The organism is Microcoleus sp. PH2017_05_CCC_O_A, assembly GCF_020738785.1.
In the GTDB taxonomy this organism is placed as follows: Bacteria; Cyanobacteriota; Cyanobacteriia; order Cyanobacteriales; family Microcoleaceae; genus Microcoleus.
This window is the reverse complement of the sequence record NZ_JAEQCB010000063.1, coordinates 1-22,664: the sequence shown is the minus strand read 5'-3', so window position 1 is coordinate 22,664 and position 22,664 is coordinate 1. Positions and strand designations below refer to the sequence as shown.

The window sequence follows — 22,664 nt, the reverse complement described above, 5'->3', positions numbered from 1 at the left end:
TGGTGTTTGCGGACGCCGTTGAAACCCATTGCTTTGACTAATTCGACATCGTGGCGCAAAGCTTCGTCGGATGGCGCCGTCATCAGGGTATCGGGCCAGTAACCTTGATCGAGCACCAGTCTCAGGTAGTAGGGGCGGCCGTTCAGCATGAAGCGATCGCGCTGAATGCTGACAGTCCGCATCGCGGTGTAAGATTTAATCTCGTCAAGCAGTTTGCCATCGGCCCACAGCTCGACTTGTGCGTTAATTAATGTAGGTTTTTCGGGACTCCACAGCAGTTCGTTGCGGTAGTCGTCGATACCCGGATCTGAAAGGGCGATGCGGCGGTGGATTTCGCCGTTGATCACTTCGTAGGTGTCGTTGACCAGCAGCAAACAGCCGATCGACAGTTTAACTTTAATTTGAATCCCAGATTGGCGATCGCCCGCTACAAACGCTTCAAAGCCGATTTCCCAGCGTTCAAACTGCGGAGTCCAGCGGATGCGATCGATATAAGTATGAGGCACTAATTCTACCCACACCGTCTGCCAAATGCCCGTCGTGCGCGGATACCAGATGCTGTGCGGTTCCACTTGCCAATCTTGCTTGCCGCGCGGTTTTGCCAAATCTTGCGGGTCGTCCTGGGCCCAAACAGTCACCCGCTGCGGCCCGATGGGATTAAGAACTGCTGTAATGTCTGCGGTGAAAGGAGTGTGCCCGCCTTCGTGTTCGATGACAAACTGACCGTTTACCCAGACGCGGGCGCGGTAGTCTACGGCCCCGAAGTGCAGGAGAACTCTGCTTTCTGTGTGGGGCAGGTCAAATTCGCGATCGTACCAGCAGTTGGCGTGAAAATTCGTGTCGCCGATCCCGCTTTTTGCCGATTCTGGAGCAAACGGCACTTCTATAGTATGAGTCCAGTCGGTAATGTCGATCGGCTGCACGCAGCGTCCCGCATCATCATAAGCAAACCTCCACTTACCGTTCAGACAAATCCAGTTACTGCGGCGCAATTGGGGGCGCGGATAACCTGTTTTCCGCCCTTGAACAGTCACCTTATTGTCTAGAGTGGAAGACTCTTCTATATCGCAATTTTCTAGTTCTCTACCTAACCAACTCATCGGCACATCTACCCGAAGTTATATTTATAGGTTAGCGACAATTTCCCCGACTTTCACAAGTTTTTTGCCAGCTAATTTATCCCTCAATAATTAAAATTTTTCACTTCAAACAGCCTGAACTTTAAATCAAACAAACTGAGCCTTAATCGAACAAATTATTCAGTCGTAGGGTGCGGATCCGTTAAAAATTCCTAAAAAAAATCGACTTTTCGAGTAGCGACGCACCTGATTTCTTGAATAGTTCGTACCAAAAAATCCCACAATTATAGCCTCGATCAAAAAGATAAGGTATAGCCTTTCTCAAAAAGATGAGGTATGTTGTTGGGCTTCAGCCCTCTTTGAATTTGTTGTATAGCAAGATATGCACCTAACAACTCCATTTACAGTCATACCTCATCTATCTGAGAAAGGCTATATGCCTGTTTTTCAAGTAATCAATTTAAAAGAAAATCGGCAATTATAAAAAAGCTTCAGGTTTAAAAGCCCAGAAGCCCCTCACCAATTACCAATTACCATAAGCGTGCCTCATCTATAGCGGTTCTCACAAAGATTCGCGGACGTTGTTGGGAAGAAGGCCCTCTTGATTTAAGCGGTTATGTAAGCTGTCAGCCATACCTCATCTTTTTGAGAAAGGCTATATCTGAAAAATGCCATAGGGATTGTCTGGCTTCGATGTACCCTACAAATACTCCCACTCTCTCCTAGTTAGCAACACTTTGCAAACCTTCTAAAGGTTCAGTTAGGTCACCTGTGAAAGGAACTTCTTCCGGAGGTGGCAAACACTGAAATATCTGTTCTAGTCCCGTGAGTTCAAATAGCATTCTAACTTGTTCGCTCATGGCAGATATCAAAAGTATACATCCGCTGTCTCTAACTAATTTCATAATCGCCACTACAGCCATTAATTCCGAATTTTTAAGGAAAATGATATTTGAGAAATCGAGCATCAGAATTTTGCCACCGCTTTCAATTAGGCGCTCTATTTCTTTCTGAAACTGAGGAAATTGAGAACCTTCCAAAACCTGATGAGACAAAACAGTTTTAACGATAGTGCTCATGTTCACCTTAACCCTTGTTTGAATTGTTTAATAACTTTTGAGAAAAGCAGAGTAAAGTGCGGAGCGCGCACCTTACATTTTTGCCATAAAAAATTGGTTGAAAGCCGGAACCCGATCGCGAGAAATTAAAAGAAGACAATTCATTACCCCAATGCTCTTCCTTATAGGTAGAGGTCGCCCTCATCTGTCAACCGTCAACTGTCAACTGTCAACTGACATTTTTAGCCTTACCAACTCACAGCTTGCAGCTATAGCAATCCTAAATCATTTGTGAATTTCTTACTCCCTCCCCTTAATAAGGGGAGGGTTGGGGTGGGGTAAAAAACTTTACGACTCATTTGGGACTGTTATACTTGCTAGCAGATTTGCCATTGCCGTTAACAGCAGCAACTTCTAGAGAAGCAGCGGCTGGGAGTTCAGCAACTGCGTTCGACGAACTCAAATTAGAGGCAGCATCGTTAAGATTTGCCGCCAATTTAATCACCGGATTGGTCGTAATTTGAGTGTAAGTTGTCAGAGCTTGAGCGACAACTTGATCCATGTTGTAATACCTGTAAGTCGCCAGCCTTCCCACAAAAGAAACTCCGGGAGTTGCATCAGCCAAAGCCTTATATTTCTTGTAAATTTCCGCATTTTCCGGACGCGGAACCGGGTAGTAAGGGTCTCCCTCAGCTTGGGGATATTCGTAGACAATGCTCGTTTTTAGATGCTCTTGTCCGGTGAGGTATTTAAACTCCGTGCAGCGAGTATATAAATGCTCATTCGGGTAATTTACCACCGGTGCAGCTTGGTGTACGGGTGCGTTCAGCGTTTCGTGCTTGAATTCCAAGGAACGGTAAGGCAGTTTCCCGTAGCAATAATTGAAATAGGAATCCACCGGCCCGGTATAAATCATTTCCCCGTAAGGAATAAAACTCTCAATCTCGCGGTAGTCGGTATTCAGCATCACCTTGATGTTTGGGTGAGACAGCATCTTTTCAAACATCCGAGTGTAGCCGTGGAGTGGCATTGCTTGATAGGTATCGGTAAAATAGCGATCGTCCCGGTTAGTGCGGGTGGGCACGCGCGCAATCACTGATTTGTCGAGTTCCGACGGATCCATTCCCCACTGTTTGCGAGTGTAGTTGCGGAAGAATTTCTCGTAAAGTTCGCGGCCGACTTTGCCGACAACGACATCTTCGGAAGTGCGAATGTAATCCTTTGGTTCGGCTACTTTTGCGAAGAAATCTTCAACTTCAAATGATGTCAGATTCAGTCCGTAAAGTTTGTTTACGGTGTTGAGATTTATCGGAATTGGCAGCAGTTGACCGTCAACGCTGGCGAGGACGCGGTGTTCGTATGGCCGCCACTCGGTGAACTGCGAAAGGTACTCGAAAACTGGGCGCGAATTGGTGTGAAAAATGTGGGGGCCGTATTTGTGAACGAGGATGCCGTGATTGTCGTAGTGGTCGTATGCGTTGCCGCCGATGTGGTTGCGGGTATCAATTATCAAGACTGTTTTTCCCGCCTGAGTTGCTAGTCTTTCGGCAATAACGCTACCTGCAAATCCGGCTCCGACAATTAAATAGTCAAACATTAAAAAACCTCTGGTAATGGGGAATGGGGAATGGGGAATGGGGAATGGGGAATGGTTATTAGTTATTAGTTATTAGTTATTAGTTATTGGTAGCAACTCCAAACTACTAACTATCAACTGTCAACTGCCAACTGCCAACTGCCAACTGCCAACTGACTTCTTACTTGCGATCGCACTTTCGATCAACCCCAGCATTTCACCCCAGGTATTGTCCCAAGAATTGTCTGCTAAAAAGGCGTCAACTTCGCTCAGCCATTTGGCGCGAGCTTCCGAAGTTTCGCCCATAATTTCTTCAGCAGCAGCAACGAATTCTGCCACATTGCTCGCAATCCGAACCAAGCCGTTATCTCCGTAGGGGCGCACCACGTCGCGGATCGCAGTAGAAATCACCGGTTTGCCGGCAGCGAGGTATTCGGGAGTTTTCGTCGGACTAATAAATTTAGTCGATTCGTTAATCGCAAAAGGCAGCATTGCTATATCCCATCCGCCCAGATATGCTGGCAGTTCTTGATAAGATTTGCCGCCGAGATAGTGTATGTTTGGGTGAGTTGGGAGAGTAGCCGGGTCGATTTTCACCACCGGGCCAATTATCACTAAATGCCAGTCCGGCTTCGCTGCGGCAATGCCGCGCAGCAGTTCGATATCCATGCGTTCGTCTATAACCCCAAAAAATCCCAAACGCGGGTGAGGAATATCTTTTTGATCGGTCGGTTCTTCTGAAAGATTTCTCGCTGTAGCAAAGTGTTCTTTTTCGATGCTGCTGGGGAAAGCATGAATGTTTGGATGCTGCTGCTGTTTTGCTTCGTAGAGGCTGTGTCCGCCTGTAAATACGACGCTGGCGCGCTTTAATAGTTGGGTTTCATTTGCTTTTAACTCCGGGTGCGCGCCGTGAAATGCTGACAGTTCATCCATGCAGTCGTAGACTACAGCTAGCGGCTTTAAGTGGTTTGTGAAACTGACAGCCATTGGTGTGTAATACCAGAGGATGTACTGGCTAATTTCGGCTGCTTGAAACAAATCATCAAGCATGGCTTGCTGAGCAGTTTGTGCAGTTTCTTCGCTGATTCCTTCGCTCAGGTGAGGTACTATTATCCAGACTCCGGTTTCGTGAATGCTGACATCAAGCCGCCAATCTGTAGCCGAGCTAAAAACAGGTTCTTCTACAAAAAATACGCGGCGATTTTTGGCGCAGCGGCCTAAGAGATGTTGCGGACGCTGATAGACGAAATTCCACCGCAAATGAGACAGGCAAACTAAATCCGGTGCATCTAAAGCAGCAGGTTTTGATAACTTAGCGCGCAATGCGGGTGAGGGTGCGAATTGAGAGGGAGATTTTGCGGAATCTATCGAGGTAAATCGGATCTCCCATGCTCGACCTTTATTGCTATAATTTTTGTTTACTGAGTTTTCTGGGGGGGACATAATTAGCCTCTGGAATTTGTCAATGAAAATTTGTTAATGAAAATTGGTTGGTGAAAATTTGTCAATAAAATATCCTTCTCAGCAGTGTCTTACTGAAATTCGCAAGCATCAATCTGAGAATTTTTATTTGACGAGCAAGCGCCGCATTCAGTGGGCCAAACAAAGCAAAAGTTTAGCTGCGGAAAAAACACGCTTATCTGCTTTTTTCAGTATTGAAACTGGAGATAAGTTAATATTGTTAGACTTGCTATTGTTGCTAAATCTAACTCAGTTTTTCTGCCATTACTTCTATCTGAAGGATGACTTCGTTCTCAGCGCCTAGCTTGCACCCTTTTGAAAAGCGGTTAAAATGCCGATCGCTCTTGTAAAATGACTCTTAACTGGCAGGTACAGGGCGCTAGGATTTGAGATTTGAGATTTGAGCTTTGAGATTGAATAATTGGGAATGACTTATGAATTAAGGGTTTGAAGCTTGGCTACCGTTGCATTGTGTTTTTAAACAGGTGTTAAAACTGAGCAAGTTTTATGTTTTTATTTGGAGGGGAGAGAAAATTTGCGATCGAGCTTTTGTTGCTATTTGCTTTAACAAACTTCGCATTTTTTCAACTTATGCGATCGCACACCTACAAAATTTGTATCTTCATATACAATTGCTTTGCCGAGATTTATGACTTCCGATAGATTAACAATTGACAGTTTATGTATTTGGGTTAAACCCACATCTGGTACCCTTCTCAACTATACCGGAGAAACCAGGTAACAGCCACGAGAAACGTAGGATTTTACGCGAGTCTGCTACAAGAAACCAAGGTGACGAGATTGGTGCAAGATGTGAGGTTAAACTGACGCCCAGAGTACAAATCTCAATCATCCCTCTAAGGGCGGGTTTGCCGATATCTGCGATTCCCGCACCAAATATGGACGCAAACCGCGACTAGAAGATAGCAGCAACTTTACCAGAAAGAATTGGTTTAAAGCCCCAAGCCCGATCGGGATAAATTAAAATCAGACTATTCATGATTCCAATCCTCTTCCTTCCAGGTAGAGGTCGCTGTCAACTGTCAACTGTCAACTGTCAACTGAATGAAAGTCGGCGGCTGTCAATTTTGGCGATTCCCCCTCCAAAGGCAGAATCTTGCACCATCGAACTCTTTAAGAAATCGTGGGGAAAACCCAATTCAATGGCACTTACTGTGTCTAGCTGCTGCATTTGTTCGGGAGTTAATTCAAACTCCAGACAAGCGAGATTTTCTTGAAGTTGCGAGAGTTTGCGGGAACCAACAATCGGAATCACATCGACTGACTGTTGTCGCAACCAATTCAAGGCTACTTGAGAACTAGGTTTGCCAATTTCGGCTGCTATTTTACTAACTTCAGCCGCAATATTGAGGTCTCGTTCGCTAATTTTTCCAGATTCAGGTGAATTAAGTCGTTTAGCTTCGCCTGCGGTTTCTGAAATGTTGTATTTTCCGGTTAGCAAACCGCCTGCTAGGGGGCTCCAAGCTGTGACGCCAATATCGAAGGCTTTTGCCATGGGGAGCAAATCGCGTTCGGGAGTTCGCTCTTTTAAAGAATACTCGATTTGCAAGCCGATAAATGGTGTCCAGCCGCGCAGGTTGGCGATCGTATTTGCTTGAGAAACAATCCAAGCCGGTGTATCGGAAATGCCGATGTAAAGAATTTTGCCGGCGCGTACCAAGTCGTCAAAGGCGCGCATTACTTCTTCGACGGGTGTCGTAAAATCCCAAGCGTGCAGCCACAGCAAATCTATGTATTCAACTTGCAATCGCTTCAAACTGGCCTCTACTGCTTGCACCATATTTTTGCGGTGGTTGCCGAAACCGTTGATTTCGCCATTCTTCATGTTGAGGCTGTATTTAGTTGCAACTACCCATTTTTCGCGATCGCCCCCGATGAAGTCACCGACATATTTTTCGCTGGTACCGTTGGTGTAGAGATTCGCGGTATCAATGAAATTGCCGCCCGCTTCTGCAAAGGCGTCGAACATCTTCCGGCTTTCGTCGTAGGAACCGCCCCAACCCCATTCTTCGCCAAAAGTCATGGTTCCGAGGCAGATTTCGGAAACGCGAAGTCCGCTGTGACCTAGTAGTTTGTATCTCATGTCACCTATCTGTTAGTTCATTGCGCTTAAGAGTATATATCTGAATTTGCTGTGTACGCATCAGTCGGAGGTGAGGGGCTTTGGGAGTGCCAAGAGTTCCCAGTTGGATTTTGAATCTTTTGTCAATTTAGGAATTGCAATTAAATAACTTAAGCGATACAGATTTCGGTTCGTAGTGCGGACTTCAGTCCGCACTACGAACTTTCATTCAGTCCAGCGACCAAATTAATACTCTAACTCAAGCTAAAATTGGGCAGTTTTCAGTTGACCTTCTGATTGTAAAGCTCGATCGAGTAAGCATGACTGTCAAAGTCGAAATTTGCCCCTAAAGTAGCTTAGCGCGATCGGCCTTTTCTTCCCAAAAACATCGCCCTTGTCGCAAAATTAACCCAGTGCTAAAATGATTTTAAAAATCAACAAGTCGCAAAGCAGTCCTATGCCCTCACCCTTTCCCGGAATGAACCCCTACTTAGAACACCCCGATTTCTGGCAGGAAACTCACAATCGATTAATTGTGGCGATCGCCGACTACATCATGCCTCAAATTCGCCCCAAATATGAGATCGCCATTGAAAAACGTATCTATCAAATTGACGACACCAATGACAATAATGATGACTCACTTTTAGTAGGTATCCCCGATGTAGCCATCAAACGTCAACCCAATACCCCCGATGTTCCTATCGGTTCAGTTGCCATTGCCACCCTCACAGTTCCCACTACCGTCAAAGTGCCAGCCCCTGAAAAAATTAAACAGACTTACCTAGAAGTACGAGAAATGGCAACTAGACAAGTTGTCACCGCAATTGAAATTCTTTCTCCAGTCAACAAACGCAGTGGAGATGGCAGAATTACTTACCTCAAAAAACGCCAAAGTATTTTAGGTAGCTTAACCCATTTAGTTGAAATCGACTTGCTGCGAAAAGGGGAACCTATGCCCGTACTTAACAATTCTATTCAAAGCGATTACCGCGTTTTAGTCAGTCGCAGCAATCGCCGTCCCCTTGCCGAACTTTATGCCTTTAATCTGGGCGATTCTCTACCTGTATTTCTACTTCCCTTGCGCGAGGAAGATGTAGAACCTATTGTTAACTTACCCGAATTGTTCGCAGGTGTTTACGATCGCGCGGGTTATGATTATCGAATCGATTATAATCGAGATCCGATACCGTCCCTGTCAGAACAAAAGTTGGTTTGGGCAAAGGAACTTTTACAAGCAACTGGACTGCGAGATAATTAATCCTATTGGGAGCATCTCATTTTCACAAAAAGGATGTTTTTCTACAGTGCGAGCGGGGACAGCACTACAAATACAAAACTGAGATGCACCCATTCTATTTTACCTTATTAATATTAATCAACGTCTATATTATATACAGAAAAATTGCCACTTATACCATTTTTATAAAGATGTGCTATGGATGAAGTCTTAGCCCCCCCGAAATCGCGGGGGGGTGGGGGGTAATATCTAGTGCTACGGGTGCATCTCAGGCAAGGCGAATACATCCGTAGGGGCGAAGCATGACCGCAGAAAATATGGGATGATAACTGATAATTTATATGCGGTCATGCTTCGCCCTCTTCAAAAGTGAGATGCACCCTAGTGCTACTTTATGAAATTGGTATTACAACAACCCCTTAGGAGCGCGAATTAAATAACTTACAATTTTAATTATTGTGGGATGGGCGTCCCGCCCGTCCAGAAAAGACGGGCGGGACGCCCATCCCACAAATATGTGTAAATTATTTAATTTCTATTCCTTAGCTCGCATTCTCACGAAAAATGGTGAAGGCGAAAGCAGAGATTTTTCCTGTTGTACCTGCTCCCATTCCATCCGAATTTCCCGATCGATTTCTGCTTGAAAGTCGAAGTAATAAGCCATTGCTGCATGGGCTTCGGACTGCATCAAATAAGGATGCTGGCGGCACATTTCCTCCACTGACCAACCGTAAGCTAGATAATCCATCACAATCTGAGCAACCCGCACGCGCGGTATCCGCTGCAACCGTGCCGGTTGACCCGCTACTTTCTCGATATGAGGATAAATTAAAGCTGATGTCATTGCTTTTTGTATCTATCTCTACAGGAGCTTAGCATAAATATTATAACACTCAACCAAAATGAAAAGAATTAAAGAAGCCGATCGCCCTTTTATCCGCAAAAAGCGATCGCCAGACTAAGGTACGCACTGCACACCCTACATATAAAGTATGTGCGTCCAGGACTGCGGATATTAGACTTCTTGCAAAAATAGTTAGGACGGGCTAGAAGCCCATCCCACAAAAATCTTTTTTTCTTGTGGGATGGGCTTCTAGCCCGTCCCAAAATTTGATTAAAAGGACTTTTGCAAGAGGTCTAGTGTAAAAAACCCGAATTTGCTACAATCTCTTAGTCCGCCTTCGCGGACTTCGTTTGACAAGCAGCGATTTCAATCCCCAAATCATACAGGGGGTAGCTTCACCAAAAACGCCACACACTCAACATGAGAAGTCTGAGGAAAGAAATCCGCAGGCTGCACCCGCGCTAACTTATAATCCCCGTTTTCGCACAAAATCTTCAAGTCGCGAGCCAAAGTCGCAGGCTTGCAGCTAACATAAACAATGCGATTTGGTTTGATTTCCTTGATTGTTTCCAACACCGCGCGATCGCACCCTTTCCTCGGCGGATCGAGCAGCACAATATCCGGTGTCAATCCCAAAGCAGGCAGCAAACTCTCTACAGTTCCCACCTGAAAATCGACATTTTTCAAGTCATTTAATTCAGCATTTAATCTGGCTTGCTCGATCGCAGTAGGTTGCACTTCTAAACCGATCGCTATTTTGACTTGTTTTGCCAGCGGTAAAGTAAAAGTCCCAATTCCGCAGTAAGCGTCAACCAAAACCTCGCTTCCGTGCAAATTCAACTCCCCGACAATCACCTGCAACAAGGCCTCAGCAGCCTCTGTGTTTACCTGGAAGAAAGTATCTGCCTTTAGCTGAAAATTCAAACCCGCAAACTTTTCTCGCAGATAAGACTGGCCAGCAATGCAGCGAGTTTCTGCACCAAATATCACATTTGTTTGAGCTGCATTCACATTTAAACAAACACCTACAAGTTGAGGATATTGTTTCAGCCACTCAGCAGCTTGTGCTTCAATTCCCGGCAACTCTCCGGTGCGAACTATTAAAGTTAGCAACATTTCTCCCGTGCGCCGTCCGATTCGCAAGGACAAATGACGCAATTCTCCTGTATGTTGCTTTTCGTCATAGACTGGCCAATCCCGCCAGTGAATGTCTTCTTTGACTTCTTTCAACAAAGGATTGAGGCGCGGATCTTGCACCGGACACTGATTTAGATTGACTAATTTGTGGGTGCTTTTTTGATAGTAACCTGCTTGCACTTGACCAGTTACAGAAATTGCTACCGGATAAGTCGCTTTGTTGCGGTATCCCAAAAATTGGGGAAATCCTTCGATTTTTCCCGTTAAGATTTGATCGACTTGCACATCGTTAAATCCGCCAATTCTTTCTAAGGCTTGAATTATTTGATTTTGCTTGGCTGCAAGCTGATATTCATAATCTACGTGCTGCCACTGACAGCCACCGCATTTGTCGGCGACAATGCAGTTGGCTCGGATGCGGTGTTCTGATGCTTCCAGAAGTGTGTCCAACTTGCCTTTAGCATAGCTGGATTTGACTTGCACGAGGCGCACGAGGATGCGATCGCCCGTTACGGTATCGGGCACAAACACCACTAACTCACCAAAACGACCAACTCCGTCTCCGGTGTCTGCCAAGTCGGTAATCTCTATCTCAATCAGTTGACCTTGCTGGCAAGGGTTTGCCACTTTCGTCGAGTTTCGGGTGGGGAATTTAGATTTGGTCACAAGTAGTCGTGGTAGGATTTAATATGGTAATGCAATATCGCTCTCTCTTGTTTGAGATGAGTCGTAGCGAAGCGAGGCGTAAGCCATCGCACTCAAGCTCAAGTGCAGGAAGTCTTCCTGCTTCCGAACCCCTTTCTGCTACAGCCAAAGCTTGCGTTAGACAACATTGTCCTCGATCGAGCCTGTGCGATATGCTATTGGGGCTTGATGGGCCAAAACTCGTGAAACAGTCTAAATGTCTGCCGACATCCAAACTCTCGATCGCAGTTTTTGAATTTTTCCCAGAGTACCTTGGGACACAAGGAAACTAGCTTAGCTAGACAGGCGAGAATCCCCAGCCCATAATCTTTGATTTGGGTTGGGATGAAAGACGCGCGAGGATATGAGCGACCCTCCAAGCGATGTTGAGCGTAGCCAACCAGTAATGGAGGGTGGCGACGAGACGAGCAAGCACTCCGCAGTAATAATTGCGGTAAAATACTCATAGCTTAGATCAAAGAATAACAATCTGGGTCTAAGTCAAAAGTTTTGATGTGACAAGTGGGGCGGGACGTGTTCCTCACTATAAAACGCCGTAGAGGGAAACGATTGGAGTACCTTGAAGGAAGATCTTGATATCCTTGACCGGACTCAGATGCCTACAACATACCGCTTGCGGTTCGTGTAGGAGCGTCACTCACTAAGCATAACGCTTGCGGAGGTTGACCGCCTGCTTCTAAGATCGATTAATGTTAGCAGCAAGGTAAGTCGCCGAAGCAAGAATCTCATCTTTAACAGATGAGAATGTCAATGAATCTTTTCCTCAAATATCCTCAAATTTTGAATAACAATGAGCGTAGTTAGCCAATTTATTCTCCAAGCCGATGACGAACTTCGTTATCCCAGTACCGGCGAACTCCAAAGCATCAATGATTTTTTTAAGACGGGAGAACAGCGGGTGCGTATTGCTACTGCGTTGTCTGACAGTGAGAAAAAAATTGTTGAAGAAGCTAGCAAAAAACTTTGGAAAAAACGCCCTGATTTTATCTCCCCAGGGGGCAATGCTTACGGCCAGCGCGAACGGGCTTTGTGTCTGCGCGATTACGGCTGGTATTTGCGCCTGATTACCTACGGTATCTTGGCCGGTGACAAGGAACCGATCGAAAGCATCGGTTTGATTGGCGTTCGGGAAATGTACAATTCTCTGGGCGTTCCTGTTCCTGGCATGGTTGAAGCTATTCGCTGTTTGAAGGAAGCTTCTTTGGCTTTGCTCAATCAGGATGATGCTAGGGAAGCTGCTCCTTATTTTGATTATATCGCTCAAGCAATGTCTTAGTTGAAGAGGCGATTTTTTTCATGGATGTGGCGGAACATTCGCGGGTGATTTTTGGGGTAATTTTATCTCGCCATTGCTCGCAAATGTTTCGCTTCTGTTGACAGTTGACAGTTGACAGAATCGAAGGCAATGGTTTGAGCAATTAACAGCTTCCTCATAGTTGGGCGCAGTTACTCTAGTTAGGAAATATGCTAAGTTTCTGTTAGGAAGCAATGCAGTTTGCGCTTTCCCAGATTTCGAGAATGTCTTGTCTTTCAATGCACATTTCAATTAAAAAGTCAAGGGTTTTTTGGAGATATTGTTTTTTGAATTTCCGGCTGTCGTACTGAATCGATGTTTTGAGCTGCGAGAGTTGTCCAAGTGTGGGGCAGGTTTGGATTTGATGGGCGATCGCATTTTGCCATTCTTCCAACTTGCGGTACGAGATAAATTGTCCGCCGCCTTGATGATGCACGAACACTACGTAAGCCCAGGATTCGACTCGCTTAATCAGATTTTGACTTATTTTCAGGAATTTGGCGATCGATCGGGCGGTGATACGGAGCTTTTTCGAGGGTTGGATGCGGCGAAACAGTGGTGTCATGGCTGAGTCACTCCTGAACTTGGGTGAGTTGGTGTATTCCTGTATTATATCATTCTACACGAATGCAGACAACTTGCAGTAATGTTTCTAAATGTGTCATGCTCAAATCCTGTGTGCAGCCTCGATCGAGGCCAAAGTACAGCTAGCTTAAGAGTTAAATTGGATCTTTCAAAATGCCGGGATTTCTTGACTTTAAGGCTGTCGTCGAGCAGGAAAAACTGCGCCCTGTGCGATTCACGGATACGGGACGCAATAGATTGGGCAAACTTCTGAAAGCAGCTAGAGAGATTCGCGGCTGGTCAATTATCGAAACAGAAATGGTCACAAAAGAATACGAGGCCGCTCTGTTTCGGACAGCAGGAGAGCCTGTACCAAAAGATGTCGGCATTAGTAATGCTACTGTCAGTCGCTACGAACGGGGAAAGCTAGAAAGTTTGGATTGGCGATCGCTCTCCCTGTTATGCTTTGTCCTAAAGCCGATCGACCCGGTAATAGGAGAAGCATTGGAACCCACAAACGCCCTTTATATAGCTTGCGAACATCCGCCGTACAACAATGCCAAACTCTATGACTAGATTATTTGCAATGGGGATGACTGATGGTTGTACCAAACGTTGAGGTTTAGCCGTCAAATGTCAGGACTCTCTAACAAGGCTGTGGCAGACAAAGAGCAGGAATTGCGTCCCGTTCGCTTCACGGAGACGGGGCGGATGCGTTTGGGTAAGATGTTAAAGGCTGCAAGACAGACAAAAGGTTGGTCTGTTAGCGAAACACAGTTCAAAACCAGGGGGTACGAAGAGGCGCTGTTCATCGCGACAAATCAACCCGTACCCAAAGATGTGGGTATCAGTGCAGCCACAGTCAACCGTTATGAACGCGGGAAGTTGGATAATCTAGACTGGCGATCGCTCTCCCTGTTATGCTTTGTCCTAAAGCCGATCGATCCTGTGACAAATCAACCCCTGGAACCGACAAACGCTCTCTATATCGCTTGCGAACATCCGCCTTACAACGATGCGAAGCTCTACGAGTAGGTGAATCAGCTTTTTTGGGCGGGCTCGCGTGCCCACCCCACAAGAGCAATATTGAGTAATTGTGGAATAGGCATCTTGCCTGTTCTTGGGCATAATATTGATGACTAGCTTACTGCGGGCCCTTTTGCTTCGCCAGTAAAGCCTTAGCTTGTTCCCACAAAGCGTCTAACTCTTCGGGCGGATAATCGGATAAAGGTCGATCGCACGCAGCCTCAACTTTAGCAAACCGCTGTACGAAGCGATCGTTCGTTCCCTGCAAAGCAGCCGACGCATCTAAATCGTACCAGCGAGCCAATTGAATCAACACAAACATAATATCTCCCAATTCCGACTGCTGCGCGGCCTTATCCTCGTGTTTGAGAGCGTGTTCAAATTCCGCCATTTCCTCGTGAAACTTATCCCAAACGCCGTCTACACTGTCCCAATCAAAACTCACCTCCGCAGCTTTTTGAGAGATTTTTGCAGCGGCAGTAATTGGCGGCAAAGTGCTAGCATAACGGCTCATTTTTGAGGCTAAAGTTGGTGGCTTTTCCGCAGTTATGCCCTTTTCTGCTGCTTTGATTTTTTCCCAATTTTCGTTAACTTCATCGACACTGTTAATTTCCGCATCCCCGAACACGTGGGGATGGCGCCGAATCAGTTTTTCCGTGATTCCCGCAGCGACTTCGGCGAAGGTAAATTGTTCGGATTCGCTGGCAATTTGAGCTTGCAAAATTACCTGTAATAATAAGTCGCCCAATTCTTCAACGATCGCACTTTTGTCTCCTTTACGAATCGCGTCGGCGGTTTCATAGGCTTCTTCGATGATGTGCGGAATCAGAGTTTCGGGAGTTTGGGCTAAATCCCAAGGACATCCGCCGTCGGGCGATCGCAATGAGGCCACAACTTCTATCAGGTTTTCGAGCGCTACGAGCGATCGACTGTGGGAATTAGACATTAGAATTTACCTTAAGTAGAAGGAAGAAGGAAGAAGGAAGAAGGAAGAAGGAAGAAGGAAGAAGGTAGAAGGAAGAAGGAAGAAGGAAGAAGGTAGAAGGAAGAAGGAAGAAGGAATACATAGACAGCCAGCTCGATCGCGAGCGATATTTTACATTTTATTAGGTGGATTTACTTGTTCACCTCTTAGATTTGCTAGACGTGCGGCGGGGAGATTTGCTTTTGCGCCTCTTAATAGTCTTCGGAGGGTGCAACCCGCTCAATCCTTTCTTTTTGAACTGTTTGTAAGCCGAACCGCCCCAATCGCTAAGATAGTGGCTCATCGCGCCCAATTCCAGACCGACGTAGATGGCTATAAATTCGATATAGTGTTCCAAGAGCGATCGACCGTAACCCAAAACCGCTTCCTGCCAATTTCCGGCTAAGTTGCCAATTTTTTCGGCGATCGTCAATCCCAAGACTCCTATAACGGCGATCCAGGTAGCGAGGTACAAGATTCGCAAAGCCGTGCCGATCAGAGGCCCGTGGGACAAAAAAGAGCGGTGGCGCAGGCTTTTTTGGTAGGGAAGCCAAATAAATTTGAACCATCCCCAGCGCTGATACTGACATGAGTAAATATCTAAATCCGGGCCAAACATCAGTCCGCCGACTAAAAAGCTGCCGGAAACGAGCAAAGTCAGGTTGCTGTTTTGAGTATGGCCAAAGGTGACGCCTGCCACCAGGGGCAAACACCATAGGGTGATTCGATCGTGCGTGCGGCCAGAGGGCATTAAAAGTTTATGATTTTTTTAGTTGATCTTTCTGGGATACTGTGATATGATAAGTCCCTGTAAGCGCAATTGGGCGATTAGCTCAGTGGTAGAGCGCCTGCTTTACACGCAGGATGCCGTAGGTTCAAATCCTACATCGCCCATATCCAATTGAAAAGCTGTTTCCACTGTTTCCAAGGGCTGGAAGTTTTAACACCTTCGCTCTGTGCCTTTGCTTGGCAACAGGCAAGATGCCTGTTCCACAAGAAGAAATTTAATGTCTTGTGGAATAGGCCGGACAGCCTGTTGTTAAAAAAACTTATTGGGAATGGTGCCAGATGTGCGATCGACCAAACTTAACATTTTGTGGCGGATGTCCCACAAGTTGACACCCAATGCTGGAAAATTAATCTATTGATTGATTTTCCTTTTTAACATCGTCAGATATATGAAGCCTAAAATAACTAGCCCGATCGCCTGGAAACAAGCTGAACTTCTCATGCAGCCGGCGATGATCCGAGTGCTAGACAACATCCGCAAACAACTAGAGGAGTCAGTCTGGACAGGAACTTATCAAGAAGTGCAGGTTCCGATTCCCGGCTATCAACTAATTTTAGAGCATCAAGGCGAGCACAGATCCGTCGATATTTGGGAACTTTGCTATCGAGTCTGCTTTGTCAACTACCAGCGGGCCCACACTCAAATGCAAAGCCAGGAAGTTGTAATTGACACTTTTTTAATTGACGAGGACACTGGCGATGTAGACTGGAATCGTCTTGATGCCAAAGCGAGTCAATTAATACAAGAAGTTTTTGCTAATTTGAGTCAGTTGACAGTTGACAGTTGACAGTTGACAGTTGTCATGGGTAGTTAGAAACCGGGTTTTTTCAGGACAAACGCGTTACAGCCAGAAGATTATGAAAAAAACCCGGTTTCTCGGCCTGTGAGTGCGATCGCAAACTCAAAACCAAGCATTAATAATTCAATACACGCTGAAAGCTTAAATCTCAAATCCTATGCTAATTCAAGAATTGCACGACATTCAAGCCGCAGCAGGCGCTACTTTTGCAGAGTTAGCAACCACAGAAACAGTCCCTATCAGTTTTGGTAACGACGGTGCCGCCATCGCAGCAACTAAACAAGGTGTGGCTTTGTGCGATCGCACTCACTGGGGACGCATTCAAATCTCCGATAGCGATCGCCTGCGGTTCTTGCACAATCAAAGTACCAATAACTTTAACATACTCAAACCCGGTCAAGGTTGCGACACCGTGTTCGTCACATCCACAGCTAGGACGATCGACCTCGCCACCGCCTATGCTACAGAAGATGCTGTAATATTGCTAGTTTCAGCCAACCGCCGCCACCAATTGCTCGAATTGCTCGATCGTTATATTTTCCCAATGGATCGCGTAGAATTAACAGATATAACCGATACAACCGTTGCTTTCAGTCTCCTCGGCCCCGAAAGCACTCAACTACTAGAAAAACTCGGAGTTACCGAACTAGACAATCAATCCTACGCTACTCACAAATCGATAAAAACCCCCCCTCTTTCGGCGGATGAAGGGGAGGTTCGAGTTGCTGTTGGTAGCGGTTTAGCAACTCCTGGATACACGTTAATTGCGCCAGCCAGCGACGCAGCCCGCTTGTGGACTGAGTTAGTTAAAGCTGGGGCCGTACCAATGGGCGATCGAATTTGGGAACAACTGAGAATCGAACAAGGACGCCCCGCACCCGATTTTGAACTCACAGACGATTACAACCCCCTAGAAGCCCGCCTTTTACACACAATTACTTATGACAAAGGCTGCTACATCGGCCAAGAAACAATTGCCCGGTTGAACACCTACCAAGGAGTCAAACAAGAACTTTGGGGCGTGCAATTGAGCGGCCCCGTTGAGCCCGGAACAGTCATCACAATTGGAGAAGAAAAAGTCGGCAAACTCACCAGTTTTGTCAAAACCGAATCCGGCTATTTTGGACTTGCTTACATCCGCACCAAAGCCGGAGGCGAAGGACTGAAAGTGCAGCTAGGAGAAATTGCCGGAGAAGTAGTAAACCTACCTTATTTAAATTAATCAGCATAGCTTCGTAGTGAGGACTTCAGTCCGCATAAATCAGAGGACTGAAGTCCTCACTACGAACCCAGAGCGCCTGTTTTAGTGGACATCAAATAATGACATATCCCTCCCTTAAAACAGCTTCACTAACCTGCGGATCCGGCTCTACAGGGTCGCTGTAATAAGTGTCAATATGTTTAATAAAACCTTCCCGATAAGCTTTCAGATGTGATTCAAGTGCTTCGATATCCTGCTTTTTTGTCGCGTAATACCATTTTTTTAAAGATGTGCTAGAGATAAATAATGTAAAATCCAAGACCATCCTGTGAGAAACCAATGACATGATTCGTTAAAGATGCTAAGATTTCCTGAACTTTTACGCGGAGTTGGTCAAGATTACTAAAAACTAACTTTCGCTTAAAATTCTTTGATGTATTCCCACACTCTTTCTGTTGGATTTACTTGACAGACAATGAGGAGGCTGAAATAGTAAAATAATATTGTCTGGCAATTCAGATGTGCTTAAAAGATGACCCGGAGCATTATCGACTTGAATGATATGCAATTCATCGGGATATTCAAGCGACAATTGTTCCAAATATGCTTGAAAACAAACTTTATCTAAATGGGAAAACTCCCCAAAAAAACTTCGTCCAGTAGATGGATATACTGCTCCGTAAAGCCAGAAACATTTAAATTTCCATTGATGTTTTCCTACGGGTTTTACACCCCGTAGTGTTATTCTTCGTCTCTGAATTGTATGTAGTCCTAATCGAGTTTCGTCACTACACCAAAACAGAAATCTTTTGTATTTCTTTACTTGGTCAGGAGCTTTATTCAGCAAGGCTTTGATTTTTTGAGACAGGCTATTTTTGAATTCATTAATTGCCGTTAAATTTTGTTCACTACTCCGGGGCCTAAGGTTCGCCAAAATAGGATCACGGACAACTAAAGTGAACAGATTCCTTTGGACTTCATACCAATTGCTAATTATCTTTTTAGAGCGCATCAACTCCAATTTGATAAATGCGTGAAGTGAGCAAAATATGTGAGTTTTGATCGCAGAGGTGTCTCTCACCATGAACCGACAAATTCCACATATAGCCTTTCTCAAAAAGATGAGGTATAACTGGCAGATCGTATAACCGCTTAGACGTATAGGGCTCGCATCCCAACAACGTCCGCGAATCTTTCGCTAGATCCGCTATACTTGTTTGAGTCCTCTATGAAAAGTTTCAATGCCCCAATGTATATCGTGAATTGTGATAAATTCACTTCGACTTGTTTCTTGCAGCTTGGACAGTTGTGGCAGATATAAAATATAATGTCTAGAGTCTTCTTTTTTAAAGTCTTTCCTAAACAATTTTATAAATCCAAATTCTTTCAAATGAGTTATTAATCCTTCATCTGCTATCTCTAAATTACTTACCTGGCAATACTTGTGCGGCTCATTAGAGACGGTTCTGTTTTTTTAAATCCCGAATAAAAAAACAGTTTCTGGTTTCTTAGAAACTTTAAGTTTTCTACTCCTGAATACCAACTATCTCCCGTTACTATTCTTGGTTGTACTCCCCATTCTGTGATTTCCCTCACCATTTATCTAAAATAATCGTTTTTGGTTTTTCCATCTCTTTTATCGTAAATTCTGTAATTGATTGGCACTGAATTACCATAGATGTCACTATAATATAGCGTGATTAAGTTTAATCCTCTGATCGGCTTATGGTATTTACCTGACCAAAAATAGCTAATTAATTCTGTATGTTTTGGTTCACTATACAGCTTTTATATGACTGTATCGTCAACACTTAATATACCTCCTTCTAAGTTGATAAACTTTTCTATTATCGAAAATAAATCTGACGGTTCATATCTCTCTCTCACCAAAAAGCCATTAATACTATCATGGGAAACGTCTCCCAATATCTCTGAAGTGCCTACTGCACCCCCCAAACTTGGGTTCTGAGAGTAAAAATAAGGTGTATAGCTCCTTATTGCATCGCGCTGTCGAGGTTTTAGTTATTTTTCTGATTGTCCGATACCAGGCACGTAGATGTTCCCTCTTTATCAATGCACTATTTGGTTATTTTGTCAATGCGTAAGTCCTAATTTACTGAAACATTAGCTATATTTGGTAACCTGCCATACAGATAGCTTGAGTAGTAAAAGGCTGTGGAATCGCTGTCAAATATAATGTTAAGAGTTTTAACGCTTGCGCTACTTTATATGAACTTTAAAATTGCGTCAAAACTCGTATGTGATTGCAAAGAAATAGTAAAGATATGTTTTGAGTATTGCCAACAGCCAGCAACTTAAGTTTATAGTTGTAGAGACAAATGTTTGATAGATCGTGTTCCAACTTGGTCGATCGCCAAAATAAATAGGTAAAGAAATGCTTAATAAAACTACAAGTAGGCTGAAGACAAGCAATAAGTATGAGAGCCGATAGGGCATCTCTACCATAGGGTGTCTTTCCCATCAAGTCGCTTTCAGTCTAAAAAATCTTAAAATTAAGCAGACTTTAAAAGATTCTGTCCCTCGAAAATCAGTTTAACAACTCGCTTATCAGCAACCGTATTTCTAGAATCTCAAGGAGCCAACAGTGAAAAGTGTAATTAACCCCTCAGAAGTGTTTGAAGGTGCTAGCAAAGCCGAAATAATCGATCGCATCCAACGGTTAGTTCCCCCAGGTTCCCCGGAACCCCAAGATCCTGAAATCCTAGCAGCCCTAAAAACTCTCACCGCACAGCTAATCACCGCCTATCAAGCCGACGGACAACTAGAAAGCGAACCTTTTACCGACGTGCGCGATCGTACAATTCACCTACAGGCATCCGCAGTCAACAGCAAAATCAAAGGAAAAACCATTCTCGTAACCGGGGGAGAAGGATGCGTCGGCGCTTTCTTAATCGAAAAACTCATCGAATTAGGCGCAACCAAAATCATTTCCGCAGACAAAGCCCGATGTCAAAACCCCGGAGAAACTCTCCCGCATTTTAACAAAGAAGGTGAAGTAACTTTCTATGCGGTTGACATTCGCAACTGGGAGGCACTGAAACATATATTTGAGGTAGAAAAACCAGAGATTGTTTTTCACCTAGCAGCCCAACGCCAACCCGGACTAGCTGAAATCAAAATCCGAGAAACAGTTACAACCAGCCTGTTAGGATGCAAACACGTCATCCAGCTATGCGAAGAATACGGCGTAGCAGACTGCATCTTCTCTTCCACAGGCAAAACATCTCGATACTTTACAACCGAAGTTTACGCAGCCTCCAAAAAGTTTGCCGAATGGCAATTTGCCAAAGCAGCTCAAGCAGGAAACGTCACTTACGGGATGGTTCGCTTTACTCATATGTTGGAAAATAGCTTGTTCTGCGAGCAAATGTCCAAAAAAGTAGAGCAAAGTAAAACTGTCAACGTTCATGCTCCCCACCGCTACGTCACCGCTCAAAATCTTGTCGAAGCCGTACATTTATTGCTGAACGCTCTGGTAGTCTCCGTTCCCGGAAAACTGAAAATTGTCGCAGTCAGCAATCTCGGGTGGCCGACAGAAACCTTGGAAGTTGCTCTTTATAAAATTCTTGAATCAGGCAAAAATCTGCCGATTTATTTTCAAGGACTTTTACCGGGATACGAAGAACCATTTTTCCTCGGACAGTTTGACTGGAGCAAGCCTACAGACATCCATCTGCTAATTAATGTTCTGGAAGATCCTTTTAGAATCATTGATGATGCTGGCGACATGGTAACTGTAGAATTAGCTCCTTTTTCTTTGCGCGTGTTAGATGGACAAGTGTCAAACTTGGAAAACTTAATCAACACTCCAGATTTACCGGAAGTGGAAATCAAGCACGCTCTAGTCGCAGCAGAAAAAGAAGTTATTGCTTCCTCTTTTGCATGGAGTTCCCCCCAAGAGTTGTTAAAGATTTTGCAGTGGGGAGTCAATCCCAAGAAATTGCAAGGTTACGGAACAGAAATTGGTGACTACACGGAGATTATCGAACTCCTGCTGCAAGGAATGTACGGGCGGCTCAACGAAGAAGTCTTGAAGGGTGCCGGAATTACTGCTGATGAATTTGAGCAGTTAGTTGACAGTCTTTCTACGCTGGATTCTATTCAAGCAGAAGTGGGATATTTGCGATCGATATCGAGATGTGTCAGACAATCTGTACTCCCCGCACACTTCACCAAAAAAAAATCTGAACCTTCTCCTGTCCACGATGCAGCGTAATTGGAAAATAGTTTAGAGATGGCTTTGTTGATTTTAGTCGATTAAAAATAGAACATCGCAAACCCGGTTTCTTTGAAATACCGGGTTTCTTAATTCTAGGCCTATTTGAGGTTAAGTTAAGTGATTTATAGCATTTCGAGCGAAAGATGAGGTATAACTGTAAATAAAGTTTTTGAGGCGATTTCACTTACTATATAATCACTATCTGAGGGCTAAAGCCCAACAACATACCTCAGCTATCTGAGGGCTAAAGCCCAACAATATACCTCAGCTATCTGAGGGCTAAAGCCCAACAATATACCTCAGCTATCTGAGGGCTAAAGCCCAACAACATACCTCAGCTATCTGAGGGCTAAAGCCTAACAACATACCTCAGCTATCTGAGGGCTAAAGCCTAACAATATACCTCAGCTATCTGAGGGCTAAAGCCTAACAATATACCTCAGCTATCTGAGGGCTAAAGCCCAACAACATACCTCAGCTATCTGAGGGCTAAAGCCTAACAATATACCTCAGCTATCTGAGGGCTAAAGCCCAACAATATATCTCAGCTATCTGAGGGCTAAAGCCCAACAATATATCTCAGCTATCTGAGGGCTAAAGCCC

At 44.8% G+C, this 22,664-nt stretch carries 20 protein-coding genes, 1 tRNA gene and 2 pseudogenes; 9 read left to right on the top strand and 14 right to left on the bottom strand.

The features are described 5' to 3' along the window. The 4 genes from JGK20_RS15810 to JGK20_RS15795 form a co-directional block, all read right to left on the bottom strand. On the bottom strand, positions 1–1,100 hold a 1,100-nt coding region (locus JGK20_RS15810), incomplete at its 3' end, for a sugar-binding domain-containing protein (RefSeq protein WP_366039020.1). Between the two features lie 701 nt (positions 1,101–1,801). Then, positions 1,802–2,158 carry an STAS domain-containing protein gene (locus tag JGK20_RS15805; RefSeq protein ID WP_293231301.1) on the bottom strand — a complete coding sequence of 119 codons (357 nt, stop codon included), beginning with the start codon at positions 2,156–2,158 and terminating at the stop codon, positions 1,802–1,804. A gap of 334 nt (positions 2,159–2,492) precedes the next feature. Then, complete coding sequence (gene glf / locus JGK20_RS15800) at positions 2,493–3,734, bottom strand: UDP-galactopyranose mutase (protein WP_293182252.1); 1,242 nt, start codon at positions 3,732–3,734, stop codon at positions 2,493–2,495. A gap of 120 nt (positions 3,735–3,854) precedes the next feature. Then, positions 3,855–5,156: a glycosyltransferase family 1 protein gene (locus JGK20_RS15795; protein ID WP_293231298.1), complete on the bottom strand. Its 1,302-nt coding sequence runs from the start codon at positions 5,154–5,156 to the stop codon at positions 3,855–3,857. Between the two features lie 127 nt (positions 5,157–5,283). On the opposite strand from JGK20_RS15795, the gene JGK20_RS15790 reads away from it, so the two are divergent. Next, positions 5,284–5,478 carry a hypothetical protein gene (locus tag JGK20_RS15790; RefSeq protein ID WP_293231295.1) on the top strand — a complete coding sequence of 65 codons (195 nt, stop codon included), beginning with the start codon at positions 5,284–5,286 and terminating at the stop codon, positions 5,476–5,478. 753 nt (positions 5,479–6,231) lie between these two features. Here JGK20_RS15790 and JGK20_RS15785 read toward each other — a convergent pair. Beyond that, positions 6,232–7,278, bottom strand: a complete 1,047-nt coding sequence (locus JGK20_RS15785) for an aldo/keto reductase (protein WP_293182248.1) — start codon at positions 7,276–7,278, stop codon at positions 6,232–6,234. 436 nt (positions 7,279–7,714) lie between these two features. Between JGK20_RS15785 and JGK20_RS15780 the strand changes: the two genes are divergently transcribed. Next, on the top strand, positions 7,715–8,518 hold the full coding sequence (locus JGK20_RS15780) for a DUF4058 family protein (protein WP_293231292.1): 804 nt from the start codon (positions 7,715–7,717) through the stop codon (positions 8,516–8,518). A gap of 514 nt (positions 8,519–9,032) precedes the next feature. Here JGK20_RS15780 and JGK20_RS15775 read toward each other — a convergent pair. The 3 genes from JGK20_RS15775 to JGK20_RS15765 form a co-directional block, all read right to left on the bottom strand. Then, the gene (locus tag JGK20_RS15775) at positions 9,033–9,341 is read right to left on the bottom strand and encodes a DUF433 domain-containing protein (protein WP_293182244.1); all 309 of its coding nucleotides are present in this window, start codon (positions 9,339–9,341) and stop codon (positions 9,033–9,035) included. 378 nt (positions 9,342–9,719) lie between these two features. Next, a complete protein-coding gene (gene rlmD, locus JGK20_RS15770; protein ID WP_293182242.1) occupies positions 9,720–11,144 on the bottom strand; it encodes a 23S rRNA (uracil(1939)-C(5))-methyltransferase RlmD in 1,425 nt (474 codons plus the stop codon). A 194-nt stretch (positions 11,145–11,338) separates the two neighbouring features. Continuing rightward, complete coding sequence (locus JGK20_RS15765; protein WP_293231289.1) at positions 11,339–11,629, bottom strand: hypothetical protein; 291 nt, start codon at positions 11,627–11,629, stop codon at positions 11,339–11,341. Between the two features lie 344 nt (positions 11,630–11,973). Here JGK20_RS15765 and apcD point away from each other — a divergent pair, with 344 nt between their 5' ends. Next, the gene (gene apcD, locus JGK20_RS15760; RefSeq protein ID WP_293143458.1) at positions 11,974–12,459 is read left to right on the top strand and encodes an allophycocyanin subunit alpha-B; all 486 of its coding nucleotides are present in this window, start codon (positions 11,974–11,976) and stop codon (positions 12,457–12,459) included. 202 nt (positions 12,460–12,661) lie between these two features. On the opposite strand, the gene JGK20_RS15755 is transcribed toward apcD, so the two are convergent. Next, positions 12,662–13,042: a hypothetical protein gene (locus tag JGK20_RS15755; RefSeq protein ID WP_293208876.1), complete on the bottom strand. Its 381-nt coding sequence runs from the start codon at positions 13,040–13,042 to the stop codon at positions 12,662–12,664. A gap of 173 nt (positions 13,043–13,215) precedes the next feature. Here JGK20_RS15755 and JGK20_RS15750 point away from each other — a divergent pair, with 173 nt between their 5' ends. Both JGK20_RS15750 and JGK20_RS15745 read left to right on the top strand, forming a co-directional pair. Then, entirely contained in the window at positions 13,216–13,617 is a 402-nt protein-coding gene (locus JGK20_RS15750; protein WP_293143464.1) for a helix-turn-helix transcriptional regulator, read from the top strand. A 57-nt stretch (positions 13,618–13,674) separates the two neighbouring features. After that, complete coding sequence (locus JGK20_RS15745; protein WP_293208878.1) at positions 13,675–14,076, top strand: helix-turn-helix transcriptional regulator; 402 nt, start codon at positions 13,675–13,677, stop codon at positions 14,074–14,076. A gap of 109 nt (positions 14,077–14,185) precedes the next feature. On the opposite strand, the gene mazG is transcribed toward JGK20_RS15745, so the two are convergent. Then, positions 14,186–15,013 (bottom strand): nucleoside triphosphate pyrophosphohydrolase, encoded by an 828-nt coding sequence (gene mazG, locus JGK20_RS15740; protein ID WP_293193532.1) that lies wholly within the window; start codon positions 15,011–15,013, stop codon positions 14,186–14,188. A 178-nt stretch (positions 15,014–15,191) separates the two neighbouring features. Then, positions 15,192–15,782 (bottom strand): metal-binding protein, encoded by a 591-nt coding sequence (locus JGK20_RS15735; protein WP_293143470.1) that lies wholly within the window; start codon positions 15,780–15,782, stop codon positions 15,192–15,194. A 71-nt stretch (positions 15,783–15,853) separates the two neighbouring features. Here JGK20_RS15735 and JGK20_RS15730 point away from each other — a divergent pair. From JGK20_RS15730 to JGK20_RS15720, 3 genes are all read left to right on the top strand, one after another. Further along, positions 15,854–15,925 (top strand) — tRNA-Val (locus tag JGK20_RS15730). A gap of 284 nt (positions 15,926–16,209) precedes the next feature. Then, positions 16,210–16,608, top strand: coding sequence for a hypothetical protein (locus tag JGK20_RS15725; RefSeq protein ID WP_293182232.1), 399 nt, complete (start codon positions 16,210–16,212; stop codon positions 16,606–16,608). 169 nt (positions 16,609–16,777) lie between these two features. Next, entirely contained in the window at positions 16,778–17,842 is a 1,065-nt protein-coding gene (locus JGK20_RS15720) for a folate-binding protein (protein WP_293193533.1), read from the top strand. 91 nt (positions 17,843–17,933) lie between these two features. Here JGK20_RS15720 and JGK20_RS15715 read toward each other — a convergent pair whose 3' ends face one another. The 3 genes and pseudogenes from JGK20_RS15715 to JGK20_RS15705 form a co-directional block, all read right to left on the bottom strand. Further along, on the bottom strand, positions 17,934–18,140 hold the full coding sequence (locus JGK20_RS15715; protein WP_293193534.1) for a hypothetical protein: 207 nt from the start codon (positions 18,138–18,140) through the stop codon (positions 17,934–17,936). A 603-nt stretch (positions 18,141–18,743) separates the two neighbouring features. Beyond that, positions 18,744–18,932: pseudogene (locus JGK20_RS15710) on the bottom strand (IS701 family transposase); the annotation flags it as partial. A 99-nt stretch (positions 18,933–19,031) separates the two neighbouring features. Further along, positions 19,032–19,847 (bottom strand): annotated as a pseudogene (locus tag JGK20_RS15705) (transposase); the annotation flags it as partial. A gap of 579 nt (positions 19,848–20,426) precedes the next feature. On the opposite strand from JGK20_RS15705, the gene JGK20_RS15700 reads away from it, so the two are divergent. Continuing rightward, a complete protein-coding gene (locus JGK20_RS15700; protein WP_293193535.1) occupies positions 20,427–22,058 on the top strand; it encodes a polysaccharide biosynthesis protein in 1,632 nt (543 codons plus the stop codon). The last annotated feature ends 606 nt before the right edge of the window (positions 22,059–22,664 follow it).